Here is a 20247-nt window from a genome sequence, read left to right as displayed (position 1 = left end):
CGGGGCATCAGCGTGGGAGGCGATCGGACCGGCGAACACACCACCGGTGAAAGCCAGACCAGCAACACCAAGAACACTCTTACGCAGCATCGAGTTCATGACGAAAGCTCCATTCGGGGGTTGGCGCACACACCGATGGGGGGTCGGCTACAAGTGCGCAAGCACCGTCAGGCGCCCAAAAGAGGGGGAAAGTCTTTCGACCGGCTAGCTCGCGGGGCAACGGGGGATCGCCTCTTCGCGGCGCCGGGACCATATCCAACGACCGGCGGCCCACCAACATTCCGGGCCCGACCACCCCACCACACCGGGCGGCTTCCTCGGTCGCGAGTCATCTACAACGACCGGCGGCCCGCCAACATTCCGACCCGGGTCCTGGCGACCCGGGATCGCGGGGCGCCTTACTCGGCCGTGCACCCGTGTTCAACGACCCCCGGCCGCCCACCATTCCCGGCCCAGGACCCCGGCCGTCACCCGCAAACCGGACACCACCCACCACAACCCCCGGCCAAGTGGCCGACCCCCTCCGTTGATCCACTCCAGGTACCGCACGAGGCGGTATCCATCACCCACGACACCCCCACATACCGCACACCAAGTCGATCACCGCCCTGGCACAACAAACGAGGCGACACTTTCGCGGAAAGTGGCCCCTCAGAACGCCGCGAGGGCCCAGTTTCGGCGAAAGTGCGCCCCTGAGCATTACGTGGCGGACCGAGGACAGGCAAGACCAGGACGGCCAGACCAGCCAGCACCGAGCCAAAATGGGAACTTGTCCCCAGCCGGCACCCGAGGTACGCAGCCCCAACAATCCGGGCGGCGAGCGCGCACGACGTACACCGGACGCGAACCACGCAGGTCGCACATCCGAACGGCGCAGGACCACGACGCGAGGCGCGGCCCACGTGACCGGTGCAGGGATCAAGCCTGACCGCCGGGAGCCGGGCGCGGCGGGCCACACCCGCGCACCGCAACCAAGGACAGCGCAGACGAAACCGGCCGGCCCAGAAGGGCCGGCCGGTTCACGAGGTGCGGGAGCTCACCAGACCTGCTGGACGATGTCCGCCGCCTGCTCCTCCCACTGCGCGTACGCGTACGGGAAGGCGGACACCTGCACGGTCTGCGCGGCGGCGGTCAGCGGCAGGTCCTGCCAGTCGCCGACGTTCTTCAGCGCACCAAAGAACGCCTTGGACGCGTAGTCCGGGTCGGTGATCTGTTCGGACGTACCCCAACCGGACGACGGGCGCTGCTGGAACAAGCCCTCCGAGTCGTGGTCGTTGTACGTGCCCAGGTGGCCGAGGTTGTACAGCTTCGACTCCTGGAGGGAGGTCGCGACGCCGATCACGGCGCCCCGCTCCCCCACGCCGGTCTCCTTGGCCGCCTTGACGATGGCCTTGGCGTTGGAAACCTGCTCCTCGTTGAGCGGGATGCGCGACTGGGCGCCCTCGACGCCGTGCGGGACGAGTTCGTCCCGGCTGGGCTGGTCGGCCTTGGTGGGCACCTTGTCGCTGGCGGTGGTGAGGCCGGACTCGACCGTGGCGGTCTTGTTGCCGGTGGCCAGGTCGATGGCGGCGACGGCGCCGGCGTGCGGACCGGTGGTGACCGGCGCGGCGAAGGCGCTGGGGCCGACGGCCAGCCCGCCCAGGACGGCCACGCCGGCGATGCTCAGCGCGGCCTTGCGGCGCGGGTTCTTGGCGATGTCGGGAAGCGATCGGCTGACGAGCTCGGCCTTGTCCTGCGCGGTCTTCGCGAGGGCGGGCAGCCGGCGGGCGACGAGCTCGTCCTGCGCGGTCTTCGCGAGGCCGGGGAGCCGGCGGGCGACGAGTTCGGCCTTACCTTGCGCGGTTTTGGCGATGGCGGGGAGCCATCGAGTGAAGTGCTGCTTCACGATGGTTGCCCTTTCGATCGTTACGACGCGCTCCGGGGTGAGCGAGCCTCGGGGGAAGTACTGACCGGTACGGGTTTACGTTCCGGCCGTACGGGGGACACAACCAGCTTGACGTGTCCGTCATTCCGGACATGCCGGAGTAGCCCCTGGCTGCGGTCCGGGTCACATGGGGTGCGGGACCGGCCGGCCCGAGGCGTACCGCAACGGGATGAAAGCCTCGATTGGGCCGGCAGCGCTCAGGCGGTGGTCGGGGTGCCGAACCGGACGAGGACGTGCCAGAGCTGCTTGAGGTGCTGGAGGGTGACCTCGATCGGCCCGCGGTCGGCCCAACGGTCCGGTTCCCGCACCACCGAGGCGGCGGCCCGGCCGATCAGGGCGGCGTCGACAGGCTCCCCCGGGCGGGCGAACTCGGCGTGCACCCGCGCGGCCAGCGGCGGGATCGCCGGCCCCCGGAATTCGGCGTCGATGCCGTCGACCGGCAGCTCGAAGCCGGCGTGCCAGCGCAGCGGAAAGCCGTGCCGCCGGGCGATGCCGGCGAGGATGCGCCCCACCTCGGTGCCCCGGAACGACGGGTCGACCACCAGGGCCTCGACGTCGCGGGCCAGGCTCAGCTCCCCGTGGATCTGGGCCTCGATGTAGTCGTCCAGGGCACGCCCGGCCACGCCGGACCGCCGCGCCCGGTTGCGCAGCAGCGCACGCAGCAGGGTGCTGGTGTCCATGCCGGCCGCGCCGAGGCAGACGCCGGTACCGGCAGTGGCCGACAGCAGCGCGGCGAGCACCGGCTCGAAGATGTCGAGCGTGCCGAAGTCCGTCGGCTGCGTATGGCTGTCACCGAAGCTGAAGGTGGCTCTGGCCAGGGCCTCCGGGCGCAGCCGCAGGTGGCAGGAGCCGAACCGCGGGCAGGCGCCGTCGGCGTGGTCCAGCAGGTTCAGGCCGCCGTACTTCGGGCGCTCCGCGGGGAGCACACCGGGCCGCTGGTACGCCCCGCCGAAGAGCGTCTCCTCCCAGCGGTCCCGGTCCCCGCCGGGGAACGCGGTGAGACCGCCGTTGGAGATGCCGGTTTCGAACTGGCTGCGGTAGACGCCCTCCTGGTCGAGCGCCTCGGCCACCGCGCGGCCGTCGGGCAGCAACCGGTCCGGGTGGAAGTTCAGCGTCAACCGCCCGTGTGCGGCCACCGCCGCGATGACCTCCTCGGTCCGGTACGCCGTGTCCGCGCTGGCGAGCCGTCCGGCGATGGCACCCAGCGCCGCAGGCCGGTCCCTCAGCGCCACCTCGCGGACGTACCGCAGGGCGGCGGCCTGCGCCGGGGTGAGCACGGGTGTGGTGGCGGGATCGGACACGGCCGCGATTATGGCGACTGGAAACGCCGACCGCAGGCGGATTTCGGCCGTCAGGCGTCGGTGCCGAACCCGTCCCGGGTGCTGCGTTCCTCCGGCTCGAGCAGTTCCTGGAAGACAGTGAGGTGCAGGCCGGCGGGTCCGTCGAGCCGGGCGTTGAGCGACTGCCACGGGGTGACCGTCGGCGGGGCGACCTCCGTGGCGCCGGCGGCGACCAGGCGCTCGGTCACCGCGCGACTGTCGTCCACTTCGAACGCCACCCGTAGCCGGGGCGCGACCTGCCTACCGACCTCCACCTCGTCGATCATCCGCTTCTGCGCGGGGTTGGCCAGCTCCAGGGTGGCTCGGCCGGCTTCCAGGATCACCACCCGGGCACCGTCACCGCCCGAGTACGCCGCCCGCTCGGGCAGGCCCAGTGCGTCCCGGAAGAACGCGACCGCGGCGTCGTAGTCGTCGGCCTCGACGACGAGGCGCAACTGGCGGACGGTCGGTGGTCGGTCGTTTCCCGCTGCGGTCATGGCAGCCGATCATAGTCACGTCCGGACGGGCCCGCCCGACGCCGAAAAGGCGAACCGCTAGGCCATGCCGTCGACTTCGGCGTCGACCCGCGGAGACGTGTCGCGGGATCCGACGGGGTCCGGACAAGGCCCCGCGCCATGTTGGCGGGTCTTCTTCAAAGTTGCTCAAACGCACCACCGTCACTACAGGCCGTAACCTACGGTCGCCACCGGGCGTTAAACACGCTCGGCGAGATGCCGGTGTCGGGCGCGTGCCATCGTCGCCGCATCTCACACCCACCGAGCCCGCCGCGGCTCGCCCACCGCCGTCTCCCGTTCGGCCACCGCCGGTACCCGCACCGGCAGCGCCACCTCTCAGGGCGCCAGCGGCAGCTCGGTGACCTGGCTGGCGGGGCACGCGGGGCACCGCCCGTCGGCGGCCTCCGGTCGAGGTGGACGCCGACGCGGAGCACCCGGTTTCGTTCGGCAACTCAGGTGGTTGACCGGACCTGGGTGACGAGACAGCCCGCCTCGGGCGGACGCCGCTTCAGACCGCGACGAACCCCCTCCCGCCGCAAACCGGACCACCACGGCACCGGCGCCGGAATGGCTCGCGATGCGACCAGGTGACCAAGCCGTACGACGCCTGATTACGCGTAGTGCAGCCGCCCGACGCTTGATGGTTGCTATCGACAACTCACGGCCGATGCCGGGTTTCAGGGGCAGGCATCGAAGTCGGACTATTTGATATAGCAAAGGTTGTGACAAGTTTGCGACAGCGCTCAGCCTCGCCCTCGAAGCGCGTCCAGCGACCATTAAGGACACTTCAACGAGCTGTTGCCAGATGAAGAATAGGAACCGTGAATCATCATTTTCACGGCCACGCGGCCATGTCGTCGCACTGCGTCACCCTTGCAGTCCCCCTCGATCATCACGCAGGGTAGCCGTTCCATTGCGGTGGATGTTGCACCCTCCAGCAGGCCCCAGCTAGCATCATCTCGGCACGGACAGTGGTGGACGCCAATTGCTCCCGCCCATCTGATACCACCAGACAAGGCGGCCTGCGATGGGGACGCGTCGCCGTCTCCGCCATTCGGAATGGGAGCGAATTGCACCGGGAGCCACTGTCTAGCCGTTTTTGGCAAGGGGGAGGCTTTGAAGGATCCGAGCGTGAGGGCTGCCGAACGAGTCATTGAATACATGCAAGAGAATCTTGCAGATCAATTGACTGTTGACGACATGGCGAAGACGGCCCTGTTCAGCAAGTTCCACTTTTCCCGTATCTTCCAACGAGCCACCGGAATCTCGCCTGGGCGGTTCCTCTCCGCCCTGCGACTGCAACAGGCCAAGCGCCTGCTGAGGTCCACCTCGCTCAGCGTCGCGGACGTCAGCCTGCGCGTCGGCTACTCCAGCGTCGGGACGTTCAGCTCGCGGTTCACCCGCAGCGTCGGACTGTCACCCACCACGTTCCGGCGCCTCGGGGGATTCACCACCCACGTCCCCATCGCCGACGGGCACGTGGTCGCCGACCGGGCGGGCGGGACGGTACGCGGGCGGATCACCGGAGCTCCGGGGATGCCCGCGAACCGGGTCTTCGTGGGGATGTTCCCGCAGCGGATTCCCGAGGGTCGGCCCGTGCAGTGCCGCATTCTCGATACTCCGGGACAGTTCACCCTCGACCCGGTACCCGTCGGGGCGTGGCACCTGCTGGCCCACTCGGTCGGACCGGACGAGGAGAAAGTGCCGACGGCGGATGCCACCTGGGTCGGCAGCATCGGGCCCCTGCTGATCACCCGGCACAGATCCCTGGAGGTGGACCTCTCGCTCCAACCCATGCGGATCGTCGACCCGCCCGTACTGCTCGCGTTGCTGGACGCCCGGCAGTCGGCGCTGCGGCGGGAGCGGGCGCGACGGCGGACGATCGGCGCGCGCCACGGCTAGCGCGTCCTGACACGACCCCCGCACCGGTGTCGGTGCGGGGGCGTCGGTCGCCGCCTCAGCGGACCGGATGGACGTGCATCGGCAGGCCACCCCGGACTCGCAACGACAGCATCGGCTCGGGTACGGCCCGGTAACCGGGCACCTTGGTCAGCCGCAGTTCGCGGGAGATCAGGGCCAGCACGAAGACCGCCTCGAGCATGCCCAGGTGGTTGCCCACGCAGAACCGGGGGCCGGCGCCGAACGGGAGGTAGGCGTAGCGCGGTCGGTCGGGCCGGTGCGCCGGGTCGAACCGGCCCGGGTCGAACCGCTCGGGTTGCGCCCAGAAGGCCGGGTGCCGGTGCAACGTGTAGGGGCAGATCAGCACGTCCGCGCCGGCCCGTACGTTGTAGCCGGCCACCGTGTCCGGGCCCTGCGCCTTGCGGGACAGCATCCACACCGGCGGGAACAGGCGCATCACCTCCTCCACCACCATGGTGGTGTAGCGCAACCGGTGCAGGTCCTCGTATGTCGGCAGGCGGTCGCCCAGGACCTCGACCGCCTCGGCGTGCAGCCCCTCCCGCACCTCGGGGTGCTCGTCGACCAGGTGCAGCGACCAGCCCAGTGTGCTGGCCGTGGTCTCGTGCCCGGCCAGCAGCAACGTGATCAGCTCGTCCCGCATCCGCTGCCGGCCGACCCGGGGGTCGCTCTCCTCGCGGGTGGACTGGATGAGCCGGGACAGGGCGTCGTCGCCGGCGACGCTCTCCCCGTCCCGTGCGACCCGGTCGGCCACCAGCCGGTCCACCACCCGTTGCAGTTTGCGCCGCGCCCGCCGGAACCGCACCTGCTTGGGCAGCGGCGCCCACATCGGCACGGCGCTCATCGTGGCCAGCTCGAACATCGCCTGGTCCTGCATCGCCTCGAACGACCGGCCGACCGAGTGGTAGGCGCTCAGGTCGGTGTCGAGCAGGGTACGACCGAGCACGCCGAGCGTCAGGTCGGTCAGTCCCTCGATCACGTCCACCGGCTGTCCGGCCGCGGTGGCGCGCAACCGGTCCACGAACCGGGCCCCCTCCTCGGCGACCACCCCGGCCTGCTGCGCGATCCGCTTGGCCTGGAAGACCGGCTGGATCGCCCGCCGCTGCTTGCGCCACAGCTCGCCCTCGCTGGTCAGCAGCCCGTCGCCGAGCGCCCGCCGGGCGTGCACCAGGCCGATGCCCTTGTGGTAGTTCCGGCTGTTGTCGGCCAGCACGTGCTTGGCGTGGTCCGGGTGGTTGAAGAAGTAGAACGGCTTCGGCTCTGGGGCGAGTCGCACGGCGTCGCCGAACGTACGGGCCGCCGAGGTCATCAGCCCCAGCCGGTCGAAGCCGAACTTCCACAGTGTCGGCAGCAGGGCGAGGCCGGAGGGGCCCGGCGGCACGGCCCGGCTCCTGGTGACGGTCACCGCCCCACCTCGCTGTGTTCCGCGCCGACCTGGCGGAACCGGCCGCGGAGGAAGAGCACCGGTTCCTCCTCCCGCTGCCGTTCCACCGACAGCAGGCGACCGATGAAGATGGTGTGGTCGCCGCCGTCGTACGCCCGCCACAGCGTGCACTCGAAGCGGGCCAGGGCGCCCTCGATCAGCGGCGCCCCGGTCGCCCGGCCGGGCACCCAGTCGACGGCGTCGAACTGGGCCCGGCCGAGCGGCCGCCACTTGTCGGCGAAGTGGCGGGCGACCTTCTCCTGGTCGGCGGCGAGCACCGACACCCCGAACGTGCCGGCGGCCTGCAGGGCCTCGTGCATGACCGCCCGCCGCTCCACGCAGACCAGCACCAGGGGCGGGTCCAGGGAGACCGAGGTGAACGAGTTGGCGGTCATGCCGTGCGGGGCCGAGCCGCCCACGGTCACCACGGTGACCCCGGTGGCGAAGGTGCCGAAGGCTCCCCGTAGCTGTTTGGTGTCGGTGACCTGCCCGGACGGTTGGTGGTCGACGCTCACGTTGGTCCCCTCCTCGCGGTCCCTGTCGGGTCAGGCCCGGGCCAGGGCCCGGTACGGTTCCAGCGCCCGGATCAGCGGTTCGGGCACCCGGGTGGGCACGGTGCGGGTGTTCGGCCCGCGCATGCACGCCACCCGTTGCCGTCCCCGGGCGATCAGGGTCTCGCCGTCGCCGTCCGGGTCCAGGCGTACGTAGTCGAAGCTGAACTCGATCTGCGTCTGCGCCAGGTCCACCAGCCGCATCCGGATCGACAGTTCGTCGAACGCGGTGATCTCGGCGAAGAACTCGCAGTCGACCTTCAGGGTGAACAGCTTGAGGTCGTCCTGCAGATCGGCCAGCACCTCGGGGGCGTTGCGCTTGAGGAACATCTCCCGGCACCGTCCCTGCCAGCGCAGGTAGTTCACGTAGTAGACGTTGCCGACGATGTTGGTCTCCTCGAATCCCACGACGTGCGGGTACTCGAAGTAGTCGCTCACCGCTGCTCCCCCTTGCCGGTCAGGATCGCGAAGACCACCGGCTCGGCGCGGTCGCGCAGCCGGGTCAGCAGGGTCGCGACCGCCACGGTGCCGGCGGTGAGCACCACCCAGCCGTCCCGCCTCGACGGGGTCAGGGTCAACGGGGCGCCCGGCAGGCCCGCCTTCTGTAGGCACTCGACGGCGGTCCAGACCCGGCTCGCGGCGACCTCGACGCTCTCGCCGGCCTCCCGGGCGATCAGCTCCACCAGGTCGTCGTACGAGCCGAGCAGATCCCGCCAGGCCTGCCGATCCCGCGGCCGGACCTCCTCCACGTCGCAGGCCAGCGGCCCGGCTCCGGCCACCGCGAGCGTCACGCCGGCGCCGTGCGCGGCGGAGACGGCCCGGTCACCGTCGATCTCGGGTGCCCCGTCCGGCCGGTACCGCACCTGGACCGGGGCGCCGACGGCCCGGCCGACGGCCATCGCGGTGCGGGCCCGCCGCCCGTCGACCTCCGCCGGACCGTCCGGTTCCACCGCGACCGCCACTGCGGCGCCGACCAGGTCGCCGAGGGCGCGTTCCAGGTAGGAGCCGAGCAGCGGCACCACCCAGGGACCAGCCCCGCCCTTCTTGCGTACGGCGTGCAGGCGCAGGCCCGCCCAGCGTTCGACCACCTCGCCGCTGCCGTCCCGGACGGCGATGTCGTAGACGTAGGTGTCGCCGTCCCGGCTGCGCTCGGTGGCGCAGTAGCGCAGTTCCCGGTCCGCGGCGAGCCGGGGACCGCCGGGGTGGATCCGTTCGATGCCCGCTGGAAGAAGCGTCCCGTCGGGCACGCAGACCTGGTTGCCGTGCATCAACGCGTCCCGCATGCCGGGGTCGCCGAGCAGCAGGTCGCCGGGGAGGAACCCGGCGAACCAGTCGGTCGCGCCGACCACGGCCACGTCCACGTCGACGTGCCGGGCCGCCGCCCGGTGGTAGCGGCGCAGCCGCTGGAACCGGCCGCCCTGAAACAGCGTGTCGCCGTACAGGTCACGCTGCGGGTCGAGCGGCACCTCCGGCAGCCCCGCGCCGATCTGGTCGGGCGGCCCGGCCGGCGTCGGGTCGGTGGAGAAGACCAGCCGGGCCCGGAACTGCTCGGCGGCGAAGCCGGTCTCCGCGCTGCGGATGGCCACCTCCACGGTGTCGTCGTCGGTGACCACCGCGGCGATCCGGATCGTGGTGGCACCGTCCGGCGGCACGACGATCGGCCGGCTGAACTCGGCCTGCTCGATGCGGGGCACGGTGCGGCGGCCGGTGAGGGCGGTGGCCACCTGGGCCATCGCCTCCATCCCGAACACCGCCGGGAAGAGCAGGTTGCCGTCCAGCAGGTGGTCGGCGAGGTAGAGGTCGGATCCGGCGCTGAGCGTCGTCTCGCAGACCAGCTCCACCCCGTGGTAGTTGACCAGGGGCTTGTCGACGAACCGGAGCAGCGGCAGCTCGGACCGGTCGTACCGGACCGTGTCGATGCCCTGGGTCCGCCCGCTGACCACCACCACCGGCGGCACGTCCGGGTCGGCGACCAGGCGCCGCATCAGCGCCACGCCCTGCTCGGGTGAGATCGGGGAAACGCCCTCGCGGGCCAGGCTCTCCACCACCGAGAGCCGCTCCCCCATGCCCACGCCCGACCAGACCGACCACTCCAGGCAGAGGGCGCGGCACTGCGGGTGCTGGCGGCCGAAGTCGGTGGTCAGGCCGGCCAGCCACTCGTTGGCGGTGGCGTAGTGCGCCTCGCCGCGCAGGCCGGCGCGGCCGATGATGCTGCCAAAGGTGACCAGCAGGCGCAGCCGGTCCGGGTCGACCGCGTCGAGCACGGCCCGCAGCCCGCCGACCTTCGGCGCGAAGGTACGCCGTACCGCCGCCATGTCGACGCCGGTCAGCGCGGCCGGCTCGTTGCGGCCGGCACCGTGCAGCACCGCGGTGACCGGTCCGAGCGCCCCGGTCACCTCGGCCACGGCCCGGCGGACCTGCTCGGCGTCGGTGACGTCGGCGCGGGCGTAGTGGACGGTGACCCCGCTGTCGGCCATCCGGCGCAGGTTGGTCGCCAACTCGTCGTCCTCGGCCGGGTCGGACCGGCCCAGCACGGCCAGCCGCGCCCCGGCGTCGGCGGCCAGCGCGAGCGCGCACTCCGCCGTGATGCCCTTGCCTCCGCCGGTGACCAGCAGCACGTCGTCGGCGCCCAGTGGCTGTTCGGTCCGGCCGGCCCGGACCGGCAGGGCACGCAGGACGGGCACCCGGCGTACGCCGGTCTCGTCGTAGTGGACCTCGGCGTAGTCGGCCGTCGCGGCGACCTCGTCGAGCACCCGGTCGACCATCTCCCCGGCCTGCGGGGCGTCCACGACCGTCACCCGCAGCTGGGGCGCCTCCAGCCGCAGCGTACGGGCCAACCCGGCCGCTCCGGCCCCGTGCTGCAGCAGGACGAACCGGGTGCCGGGGCCGGCGGCCAGCGCGGCGCGGGCGCCGAGCAGCGCCAGCTCCAGTTGCTCCTCGGCACAGTCGGGCGGCAGGCAGACCAGTACGCCCGAGCCGACCCCGCGCTGCTGCAACGCCTGGCGCAGCCGCGCCGCGAGCGGGTGGTCGTCGGGGGCGAACACCTGCCAGCGCCCGTCGCTCTCCTCGGCGTGCACCACCGGCAGCGACGCCACGTCCAGGTCGACACGAAACGCCCTCGCCCAGGGGGCCGCGCCGGTCACCACCGGCGCGGCCCCGGTCTCGCCGGGCCGGGCGGTTGCCGCCAGCTCCTCCAGCGCCTCGGCCAGCTCGCGGACGGTGGCGGTGGCGAAGTTGGTCGGCGTGGCCGAGGCGGCGATCCCGCGCTGCTGGGCCGCCTGGTTGACCACCTGCCCCACGGTGATGGAGCTGAGGTGCAGGTCGTCGAGGAGTCGGCTGTCGCCGTGCACCATCTCGATCGGCAGCTCGGCCCGCTCGGCGGCGAGCCGGCGGAGCAGGTCCAGGCTGGACTCGCCCTCGCGGGCCGGCTCGACCACCCCGGTCGGCCGCGCCTCGGCGGGCCGGGCGGCCTGCCGGACGATCACCTCGGGGGCCTGTTCGCAGGGGCTGGCGAAGAAGGTGAACGTCTGCCCCACCGCCAGCGGCCGCACCAGCCGGCCGTGGAACAGCCCGCTGTGCACCTCCGGCGCACCGACGACGTACGCGGCCGCGACCACCCGCAGCAGCCCGCCGAGGGACTCGTCGTCGGTGTCCAGGGCCACCGCGGGAATCTCGGTCGTCGCGGCCGCCAGACCGGTGAGCACGTGCCCGGGCCCGACCTCCACGAACAGGTCGATGTCCTTGGCCGCGACCGTCACCGCCTGCTGGAACAGCACGGCGTCGGTGATCTGGCGGTGCAGCAGCGCCGGGATGTCGGTGTCAGGGCCGAGCACCTCACCGGTCACGGTGGAGACCACCGGGCGGCCGACCGGACCGAAGTCCTCGGCGGCGAGCCGCTCGGCGAAGGCCGCGGCGGCGGGGGCCACCAGCGGCGAGTGGAAGGCGTGCGACACGTTGAGCCGGGTCGCGCCGAGGCCCGCCTGGCGGGCCGCGTCGCAGAACTCCTCCACCGCCTGGACCGGGCCGGCCACCACCGTCTGCTCCGGGCCGTTGTAGCCGGCGACGACCAGTTCGGTGCCGTCGATCATCCGGGTCACCGTCTCGGCCGAGGCGGCGATGCCGGCCATGGTGCCGGAGGCGCTGTGCTCGGCCATGGTGCCGCCGCGTACGCCGGCGACCCGCAGCAGGGTCTCCCCGTCCATGGCACCGGCCCAGTGCAGGGCGGAGAGCTCACCGAGGCTGTGCCCGACCGCGACGGCGGCCTCCAGCCCGAGGTCGGTGAGGGCGGTGAGGCCGGCCATCGAGCCGGTGACGATCCGCGGCTGGGCGACCGCGGTGGCCACCATGTCACCCGAGGTGGGCAGGGCTGCCCGCCGGTACACCTCGTCGACCTCCGGGAACCGCCGGCGCAGGGCGCCGCCGCTGGTGCCCCGGCCGGAGCCCTGGCCGGGGAAGAGGTAGCCGATCCGGGCGGTGCCGGTGGCGTGGTTGAGGAAGCAGCGCCCGTCCGGGGAGAAGAGCCGCGCCTCCCCGGCGTCCAGCGCCTCGGCGATCCGCTGGAGCTGCCGCTCGGCCTCCTCGGGCGAGGAGACGACCACGGCGGCCCGGTACGGCAGGTCGCGCAGCTCGCCGTGCAGGGTGGCGGCCAGGTCCGCGAGCTGCGCGTACGACACGTGCGGCACGAACTCGAGCAGCTTGGCCACCCGCTCGCGCAGGTCCGCCACGGACAACGCGTCCAGCAGCAGCAGCTCCGCGTCCTGACGGGAGGAGGCGAGGCTGCGGGTCCGGCTGTCCAGGCTGGAACGGCGGCGCGCCTGGCGCTTCTCCAGCACCACGTGGGTGTTGATGCCGCCGAAGCCCATCGCCGTGATGCCGGCGCGCACCGGCACGTCGGTGGGCCAGCGCTCCGCCTTCGGCAGCACCCGCAGCGCCGCGTCGTCGCTGGTGAGCAGCTCGTGCGGGTCCACGCAGCCGATCGCCGGCGGCAGCACCTCGTGGTGCACGGCCATGGCGGCCTTGATCAGCCCGGCGACGCCGGCCGCCGCCTTGGTGTGTCCGATCATGCCCTTGATCGAGCTGATCGCGGCCGGGGCGGCGGCGGAGTCGGCGGCCTGCCGGGCGGTGGACAGCGCCCGCAGCTCGGTGGCGTCGCCGACCGCGGTGCCGGTGCCGTGCCCCTCGAAGAGGCCGACCGTCTCGATGCCGAAGCCGGCCCGCTCGTACGCCCGGCGCAGCGCCAGCTGGTAGCCGTTGACCTCAGGGCGGGTGATGCCGCCCTTGCCGTCGGAGGAGATGCCCCAACCGGCGATCGTGGCGTAGATCCGGTGCCCGGCCTCCAGCGCCTCCCGCTCGCGCATCAGCACGACCATGCCGCACCCCTCGCCGGGCCAGAACCCGTTGGAGTTGCGGTCGTACACCCGCATCTCGTTGCGGGCGAGCGCGCCGGTCTTGGCGAACCCGACGATCTCGAACGGGTCGATGGACAGGTCCACCCCACCGGCCACGGCGACGTCGACCTCGCCGTCGAGCAACGTCTTGCAGGCGGTCGCCACGGACAGCAGCGAGGACGAGCAGGCGCCGTCCACGGTGTAGCCGCCGCCCTTGAGGTCGAAGTGGTTGCAGATCCGCCCGGCGATGGTGTTGGAGAGGCCGCCGGCGAGGGTATCCTCGTCGATCTCCGGGAACGGCGACTTGTAGCGGGTCTCGAAGTCGGCGAGGAACTCGGCGAGCTGGTCGTCGTTCCAGTCCTGCTCCTTGAGCGCGGCGGCGACCATCCGCCGGACGTACGGCCAGCGCAGCCGCAGCTGGTTGGCCCGGGAGAACTCACCGGTGAGGCTGTTGCCGACGATGACGCAGGTCCGGTCCCGGGGCAGCCCCTCGGCCATCGGGAAGCCCGCGTCGGCGAGGGCCGTGGCCGCGACGTCCAGCGCCAGCCAGTGGGTCAGGTCGGTCGAGCGGAACGTGCTGCCGGCCACCTTGTAGGCGACCCGGTCGAACTCGTACCCCTCGATCACCGCGGCATTGCGGGCGTAGAACCGGTCCGGCGTGGCCGGGTCGGCATCCCAATAGTCGTCCAGCCGCATCCGCACGTCGGGCAGGCGGCGGAACGCCCGGCGACCGGCGACCGCGTTCTCCCACAGTTCCCTCGGTGAGGTGGCGTCCGGGTAGCGACACGCCATACCCACCACCGCGATCCTGCTCATGCCAGCACCTCGCTTCGACTGCCGTTGACGTTCGCCGCCGGCGCGGGCGAGACCGGCGCGTCCCGCAGGGCGGCCGGCGGCACGTCGGCCCGCTCGCGGGCCTTGTTCACGAAGTGCAGCGACCAGTGGAAGATGCCCCGACCGAGGCACACCAGCGCGGTGGCGAAGAAGATGCCGTAGGCGATGCCCGCGCCGGTGAGGAAGGCGTACACGATCGCCACGCTGGCGCCGAAGATGAACTGGGGCCACGGCTTCGACGGGCTGGTGCCCGGGTCGGTGACCATGTAGTTGGTGAAGAGGACGAACGCGGTGCCGGTCATCATCGCCAGGGCTCCGGGGATGGAGGTGTCCAGGATCAGGCCCCGGACGACGGCCTGGAGCGCGAAGACGGACACCCAGCCGAGGATCAGCCACATCCGCCCGGTGAGCTTTCCGTTGATCATGGTGCCGCCGAGGATGATCAGGAGCGGTAGCGCCCAGTCCAGCGGCCCCGAGATGTGCTCGGTGAAGTGGTACGGCGGGGCGATGCTGGCCCAAGGGAAGACCAGCAGGATCACGGTGATGCCGAAGTTCGACGGGTTCATGTAGTGCCGCATCCGCCCGCGTACCGGTGCCTGGAGTACCCACTTGGCGCCGATGGCCACGGCGACCCCGAAGATGAGCGCGATGATCTGGTCGTTGACGTAGATCAGCATGTTCATCGCGAGGCTGGTGATGTGGGCCGGGTAGAGGAACTCGAGCAGCCCACGGAAGCCGTTGCCGGTGAACCGGGGCCGGCGGCCCTCGGCGCGGGCGCCGATAACCTCGAGCACGATCTCCAGGGTGTAGCCGGTGGCCAGGGCCACGAACGGCCAGAGGAAGGGCTGCTCGAATCCCAGCAGGGTGTAGCCGACGATGTTGAACACCGTGATCGAGATGGCGAAGTTGCGCAGAGCCTTGATGACCTTCGGGTCATGACGAGGCGCGCCGATCGTGGTCGCGGCCATCAACGTCACCTTTCCTGAGCCTGGGAGCCGAGCTGGATGTCGTGCCAGCCCGGGGACAACTGAAGCTTCTGTTCGTGGGACCGGCCGTCCCGGTCGCGCCAGTTCAGCTGCACGCTGACCGGGCCGGAGGCGTCCTTTCCGAGGCCGATGTGGGCCTCGTTGCTGCGCTTGCCGGAGTGCCCGCTGCCGCCGTCAACCCTGGTGATGAAGGTGCGGCCGTCGGAGGTGGTGACGGTCACCTGGGCGCCCACGGCGGGAGAACCGGTGACCGGCCGGCCGGCGCTGGTCTGGCCGGCGCCCGCCGCCGGCTCGTGGGTCAGGCGCAGCCCGAGGAACGCCCCGACGGACGGGCTGTCGTTGTGGTAGAACACCGGCTCGTCCCACTGCCGGGCGACGGCGAAGTCCAACCGGCCGTCGCCGTCCGCGTCCCCGGTGGCGATGCCCCGGGTCGGCACGGGGATCGCCAGGCCGAGCTCGCCGGCCAGGTCGACGTACCGGCCGTCGCGTCCCTTGGCGAAGAAGTGCAGTCGCTGGCTGCCGCCGATGTCGTCACCGGACTTGACGTGCGGCCACCACAGCGGGTTGTCCAGCAGGTCGTCGTTGGCCGTGGCCAGCTCCTGCAGCTGCGGCCAGCGGTTGACATCGCCCTTGACGAAGCCGGTCGCCTGCGCCACCACGAGCTGTCCGCTGTTGTTGAAGTCGGCCATCTTGACGTCCCAGCCCCAGCCGGACCAGGCCAGCCCGAGCGGCGCGCTGCGGTCGTCGAACGGGGCCCGGCCGGCGGTCAACTGCCGGCGCAGGTCCTCCCGGTCCTTAGCCGAGCCGATGAACGCGAAGTGGCTCTCCTCGATGCCGAACGAGGTGGTGATGTTGCTGACGAACATGTCGTACAGCCCGTCGCCGTCGAGGTCGCCGTAGTCGATGCCCATGCCCTTGAACGAGTCGAGCCCGACGCGCTTGGACTTGGGCACCACGGCGCTGCTGCGGGCGCTCTGGACCACCTCGAAGGCGATCTTGCCGGGTACCGAGCGGTTGTGCAGGAAACGGTCCGGGCCGAAGTCGTGAGCGAGGTACAGCTCCGGCAGCAGGTCGCCGTCGACGTCGTTGGCCCCGGCGGCCAGCGCCCAGCCCTTCGACACGTCCCGCGGCAGGACGTTGTCCACCTTCTGGAAGGTGGCGGTCGGCCGAGGCCCGGCGGTCGCGCCGGTCCACCGGAAGAAGTAGTCCTCGCCGCCGTTGAGGCCGTTGGACATGGAGTGGTTCATCTCGACGCCGCCGAAGACGGTGTCGTCGAGCACGGGGCCGTGCGGGAAGTAATTGGCGACGAAGATGTCCACGTGGCCGTCGCCGTCGAAGTCGTCGACGGCGACCGCGTTGGTGTTCCACTGCGGCTCGGTGTACTCGGTGGTCGACCCGGGCACCAGCTCGGTCGGCTGGTAGGCGTCCATCGACAGCGTCCGGGCGTCGGAGCGGGCGAGGTAGAGGATCGGCGTCCGGCCCCAGAAGTAGACGAGGAGGTCCATCCGGCCGTCCTCGTTGAAGTCGCCCGGGACGCAGCCCATCGGCGCCATCGCCTTCTTCATCGGCAGCGGCTCCGGCCGCAACGCGAACGGGGCGTAGCGGTCGCTGCGGGCGCCCGGCGTCGGGGTGACCGTCACCTGGTCGGTACGCGGGTCGGTCACGCAGAGGTCGTTGGCCAGCCCGTCGCCGTCCAGGTCGTTCATGGCGATGGCCGAGCCGACCGAGGAGATCCAGGCGTCGATGTTGCGGTACCGCTGGTTGACCTTCCGGATGCTCTGCTGGGGGAAGCCACCCGGCAGTGCGATGGCCGTGGGGGTGAAGGCGAAGCCGTCCGCCAACTGCTCCCGCTCCGTCGCCGACGCGCTGGGCAGGCGGGACGCGAAGAACAGGCTCAGCACGAGGATGAGGGCGACGACCCCGGCGACGTGCCGACGAAGCCAGCCGACTGTCATGGACATGTGTCAGTTCCTCCCGATGGCCACGAGGTCGTTGGCGACACGCTGTCGCCAGAGTTCGTACGCCGGTAGCTGGTCGCCGTCCGGTCCCTCCGGACGGCGCTGGTCGGTCAGCGCGGTTGCTTCCGCAGGCGTCATGCCGCACAGGACGGCGGTGCCGGTGGCCACGTGGGGCACGACCAGGCCGGCCCGGACCCGCGCGGCGGCCGCGAAGGCGCTGCCCTGGGCCACCTGCGGGCGGTAGCGGCCGGCACGGCGCAGGAAGGAGCGCAGCTCGTCCTCGTCGGCCCCGCCGGCGTAGGTGGCGGCCAGGCCGGCACCGCTCCACAGATCCGCCCGCCGGTGCTCGGGGAAGCCGTCGATGGTGTCGGCCACCCGGTCCGCCGCGGTGCCGCAGACGAACCACAGGGCCCGGCCGATGCCCTGGTCGATGGCCCGGTTCACGTAGGACCGTGGCCCGCCGGCGGGCCACGGGAACGCGGGTTCCTGGTAGTGGGCCCGGACGTACCGGTCGGTCTTGAAGTACGCCTGGTGGAATCCGTAGCCGTCGAGAGCCAGCCAGCGCAGCAGCGGGTCGGGCATCGCCAGCCGGCGGAACCGGAAACGCGGGACCCGCGCCATGGCCCAGCCGATCCCGACGTACGCCATGTAGACGTGTTTGTCGGCGGCGCCGGCGAGGAAGCGCGACACGTTTGTCGACCCGCCGAAGGGCAGGGCGTCGAGAACGGCGAAGCCCATCGTCGCGCCCTCGTAGGCGAACCCCCGAAAACGATTGGGAATACCTTCCAGCCGACGGACGGCGTCGTCGTGCCTTTCCGCCTCGACGGCGAATGCGTAACCGGCGAGAAAGGTTTGACCAATGGTTTCCAGCAATTCCCGGGAAGCCGGGTTCTTCACATGGAATCCACGCACGTCAAGCCTGGTCTCGGAGACGTTCGGCGTGAGAATTCGGCGCCGGAGCGCGCGCGTGTGACTGGTCAAAGCGCCCCCAGGGGATATCACCAACGGTCATTCGGACGGGTCTGAATGGATTTTGCCAGCCGCCCGGCGGGACTTCTTCTTCTAGGATGCGAAGGGCCGCCAGCAGCACGAATCAACAATTTGCGGGTGGCTTGATCGCAATTTCACGACCATCGGCGCAATGGCTGAGTCAGCGCACCGGCCCGGTCGACCGTAGGTCCCGGCAGCGCTGCCGGATCCGCTGCCGCCACGTCTCGTACGGTGGCACGTCGCCGCTGCCGCGCAGGTCGTCCGCCACGGCGTCGGCGAGGACCGCCGCGTCCCGTACCGACATGCCGGCCAGTACCTCGGTGGCGGCCTCCGAGTGCCCCGGCACGGTGCCGCTGAACGCCCGGGCCTTCGCGGCGAAGACCGCGCCCAGGGCGAGCTCGGGCCACTCTTGCCCGGCCGCCTCGCGGAGCCGGACCAGCTCCTCCCGACCGCAGCCGCCGGCGAAGACGGCAGCGAGCCCCACCCCGCTCCACAGATCCGGGCGGCGGTCGACGGCGAAGCGACGCACCGCGGCGTCGACGTCCGCCGGCCGGGCGGAGTGGACGAACCAGAGCGCTCGGCCGATGCCCTGGTCGACCGCACGCGGGAAGTAGCCGGCGAACCCCTGCCAGGGATAGGACTTCGGGCGCTCCTGTGCGTCCACGATCCGCCCGGTGTCGAAGTACGCCCGGTCGAAGCCGTACCCGTCCACCGCCAGCCAGCTCATCGTCGGGTGGTACGGCATGCCGGGCAGGTCCGGCAGGACGGTCCGCCACAGCGGGCGCGGCAGCCGGGCCATCGCGAAGCCGATGCCGATGTAGGCGAGGAAGATGTGCGGCCGCCCCGGGCCGAGCAGCAGTTCCCGGGTACGTGTGCCGCGCCCACCGCGCATCGCGTCCAGGACGGTGCAGGCCATCGTGGCCCCCTCGTAGGCGAAGCCCCGCATGGCCGGCTCGACCAGCTCCAACCGGCGCTCCAGCTCCCACTGGTCACGCGCGTCGATGCCCCACTCGAAGCCGCAGACGACGGACTGTGGCACGGCCTCCAGCCAGTGGGTGGCGGCGAGGTGCGGGCCGGGGAAGCCCCGGCGGGCGAAGCCCACCTCCGCCAGCGACGGCGCCAGCACCAGGCGGCGCAGGGCACCCAGAAGGGTCGACATGGTTCCTCCAGAGGGTGTGGGTCGTCTGGGGCGGGTGCCTCAGAAGCTCGGGGCGGCAGGGCGGGGCGGAGGGTTCGGTGGTGGCCTGCCGGGAGCGGTCGCACCGGGCCGTTCAGCCCCCGGCGGGCCCCGACTGGGCCGGCACGTAGCGGGCACCGATCCGGCGGGCGACGGTGTAGCTGGCCCAGGCCGCCGCCTCGACCAGGCGCCGGTCGTCGGGGTCGTGGCGCCGGAAGTCCTCCACCACGCTCTCGTCCACCTGATGGGAGGCGAGAGCGGTGAGCAGGGCCAACCGCGCGGCGGCCCGCTCCGCCGCGGGCAGCCCGGCGACGAGGTCCTCGCACCACTGCCGGCTCAGCCCGGTCTCCTCACCCCGCCAGTCCGCCAGCCGGGTGTGCACCAGCGCCCGGACCTCAGGCGACAGCGCCCGCTCGCCGGCCGCCTCCAGCGCCGCGTACGCCCGGGAAACCGCCTCGGCCACCACGTGGTTCCCGGCGGCCCAGCCGGCGTCCACCGGCAGCGCGGCGGGCGGCAGCAGCGACAGCGACCGGCCCGGCGGGAACGCGCCGCGCAGGGTGGGGCTGAGCAGGTGACTGATGCCCTGCTTGGCCCGCCGGCGGGCGGCCGGCGACAACCGCGGCGGCAGCAGGAAGCTGGCGAGGAAGACGTTGACCATCCGGGTCAGGTAGTGGAAGGCGACCATCACCCCCACCAGCTCGGGGCGCTCGGCCTCGGTGAACACGGCTCCCGACGGCATCGGCGCATCCAGCAGGTGCGCCTCGCGAGCCCAGCCGGCCAGCCGCCGGAGGCGCTCGTCGCGCACGTCGTCCAGCCGGTCCGTGGCGATCGCCTCCGCGTCGTCGGGGCCCGCCAGGCCGTACATGTTGGTGCTGTGCATGTCGAGGCAGTACGGGCAGATGTTCGCCACCGACACGGCGGAGGCCACGGCCTCCTTCGCCGACCGGTCCACCACGCCGCCGGTGGTCAGCGGCTCCCGCATCAGCATCCAGTACGCGGCGGTGGCCGGCGGCGACGGCGAGTGCAGCAGCACCGGTGGGACCACCAGGCGCATCTCCCCCGCCACCTGGTCGTACACCTCGGCGACGATGCCCTTGGCGGATTCCTGTGGGACGGGCTTGACGTACTTGACCTGACGCTGGACGACCGATGAAACGACCCGGCTGGCGAGCACTCCGCCTCCATGGTTGTGCTGACGTGGGCCGGGACCGGAGTCCGACTTGTCCCGGCTCCGGCGGGACGGGGTCCCGGCAGGGCCGGAGCGGA

The 20247-nt window shown here is 71.8% G+C and carries 13 protein-coding genes; 1 reads left to right on the top strand and 12 read right to left on the bottom strand.

The genetic code is table 11. The features are described 5' to 3' along the window. Positions 1 to 1036: 1036 nt before the first annotated feature. From A6A27_RS11785 to A6A27_RS11775, 3 genes are all read right to left on the bottom strand, one after another. A complete protein-coding gene (locus tag A6A27_RS11785; RefSeq protein ID WP_198940274.1) occupies positions 1037 to 1885 on the bottom strand; it encodes a hypothetical protein in 849 nt (282 codons plus the stop codon). Between the two features lie 236 nt (positions 1886 to 2121). Further along, complete coding sequence (locus tag A6A27_RS11780) at positions 2122 to 3225, bottom strand: DUF3626 domain-containing protein (RefSeq protein ID WP_073834611.1); 1104 nt, start codon at positions 3223 to 3225, stop codon at positions 2122 to 2124. A 50-nt stretch (positions 3226 to 3275) separates the two neighbouring features. Then, complete coding sequence (locus A6A27_RS11775) at positions 3276 to 3740, bottom strand: VOC family protein (protein ID WP_073834610.1); 465 nt, start codon at positions 3738 to 3740, stop codon at positions 3276 to 3278. Positions 3741 to 4919: 1179 nt separating this feature from the next. On the opposite strand from A6A27_RS11775, the gene A6A27_RS11770 reads away from it, so the two are divergent. Then, positions 4920 to 5660 carry a helix-turn-helix domain-containing protein gene (locus A6A27_RS11770; protein ID WP_073834628.1) on the top strand — a complete coding sequence of 247 codons (741 nt, stop codon included), beginning with the start codon at positions 4920 to 4922 and terminating at the stop codon, positions 5658 to 5660. A gap of 55 nt (positions 5661 to 5715) precedes the next feature. Here A6A27_RS11770 and A6A27_RS11765 read toward each other — a convergent pair whose 3' ends face one another. From A6A27_RS11765 to A6A27_RS11725, 9 genes are all read right to left on the bottom strand, one after another. Further along, complete coding sequence (locus A6A27_RS11765) at positions 5716 to 7080, bottom strand: cytochrome P450 (RefSeq protein WP_073834609.1); 1365 nt, start codon at positions 7078 to 7080, stop codon at positions 5716 to 5718. Then, on the bottom strand, positions 7077 to 7613 hold the full coding sequence (locus A6A27_RS11760) for a flavin reductase family protein (RefSeq protein ID WP_073834608.1): 537 nt from the start codon (positions 7611 to 7613) through the stop codon (positions 7077 to 7079). The genes A6A27_RS11765 and A6A27_RS11760 overlap by 4 nt, the downstream gene beginning before the upstream one ends. A gap of 30 nt (positions 7614 to 7643) precedes the next feature. Continuing rightward, entirely contained in the window at positions 7644 to 8087 is a 444-nt protein-coding gene (locus tag A6A27_RS11755) for an acyl-CoA thioesterase (protein ID WP_073834607.1), read from the bottom strand. Further along, positions 8084 to 13852, bottom strand: coding sequence for a type I polyketide synthase (locus A6A27_RS11750; RefSeq protein WP_073834606.1), 5769 nt, complete (start codon positions 13850 to 13852; stop codon positions 8084 to 8086). Before A6A27_RS11750 ends, A6A27_RS11755 begins: the two co-directional genes overlap by 4 nt. Then, a complete protein-coding gene (locus tag A6A27_RS11745; RefSeq protein WP_073834605.1) occupies positions 13849 to 14838 on the bottom strand; it encodes an enediyne biosynthesis protein in 990 nt (329 codons plus the stop codon). The genes A6A27_RS11750 and A6A27_RS11745 overlap by 4 nt, the downstream gene beginning before the upstream one ends. Before the next feature lie 5 nt (positions 14839 to 14843). Next, positions 14844 to 16817: a CRTAC1 family protein gene (locus A6A27_RS11740; RefSeq protein WP_073834604.1), complete on the bottom strand. Its 1974-nt coding sequence runs from the start codon at positions 16815 to 16817 to the stop codon at positions 14844 to 14846. A gap of 3 nt (positions 16818 to 16820) precedes the next feature. Further along, positions 16821 to 17795, bottom strand: coding sequence for a DUF1702 family protein (locus A6A27_RS11735; RefSeq protein WP_073834603.1), 975 nt, complete (start codon positions 17793 to 17795; stop codon positions 16821 to 16823). Positions 17796 to 17964: 169 nt separating this feature from the next. Then, positions 17965 to 18963, bottom strand: a complete 999-nt coding sequence (locus tag A6A27_RS11730; RefSeq protein ID WP_073834602.1) for a DUF1702 family protein — start codon at positions 18961 to 18963, stop codon at positions 17965 to 17967. Between the two features lie 112 nt (positions 18964 to 19075). After that, positions 19076 to 20155 carry a carboxymuconolactone decarboxylase family protein gene (locus A6A27_RS11725; RefSeq protein WP_073834601.1) on the bottom strand — a complete coding sequence of 360 codons (1080 nt, stop codon included), beginning with the start codon at positions 20153 to 20155 and terminating at the stop codon, positions 19076 to 19078. Between the last annotated feature and the right edge of the window lie 92 nt (positions 20156 to 20247).

It is taken from the genome of Micromonospora sp. CB01531 (genome assembly GCF_001905095.1).
Taxonomy (GTDB): Bacteria; Actinomycetota; Actinomycetes; order Mycobacteriales; family Micromonosporaceae; genus Micromonospora.
Note: the sequence above shows the minus strand (reverse complement) of the source record. Positions and strands in the feature narration are given on the sequence as shown.

Excerpts from the sequence above, each read along its gene's own strand:
- A6A27_RS11775 (WP_073834610.1), bottom strand. The coding sequence starts at position 3,740 with ATGACCGCAGCGGGAAACGACCGACCACCGACCGTCCGCCAGTTGCGC.
- A6A27_RS11770 (WP_073834628.1), top strand. The coding sequence starts at position 4,920 with ATGCAAGAGAATCTTGCAGATCAATTGACTGTTGACGACATGGCGAAG.
- A6A27_RS11750 (WP_073834606.1), bottom strand. The coding sequence starts at position 13,852 with ATGAGCAGGATCGCGGTGGTGGGTATGGCGTGTCGCTACCCGGACGCC.
- A6A27_RS11745 (WP_073834605.1), bottom strand. The coding sequence starts at position 14,838 with ATGGCCGCGACCACGATCGGCGCGCCTCGTCATGACCCGAAGGTCATC.
- A6A27_RS11740 (WP_073834604.1), bottom strand. The coding sequence starts at position 16,817 with ATGTCCATGACAGTCGGCTGGCTTCGTCGGCACGTCGCCGGGGTCGTC.
- A6A27_RS11730 (WP_073834602.1), bottom strand. The coding sequence starts at position 18,963 with ATGTCGACCCTTCTGGGTGCCCTGCGCCGCCTGGTGCTGGCGCCGTCG.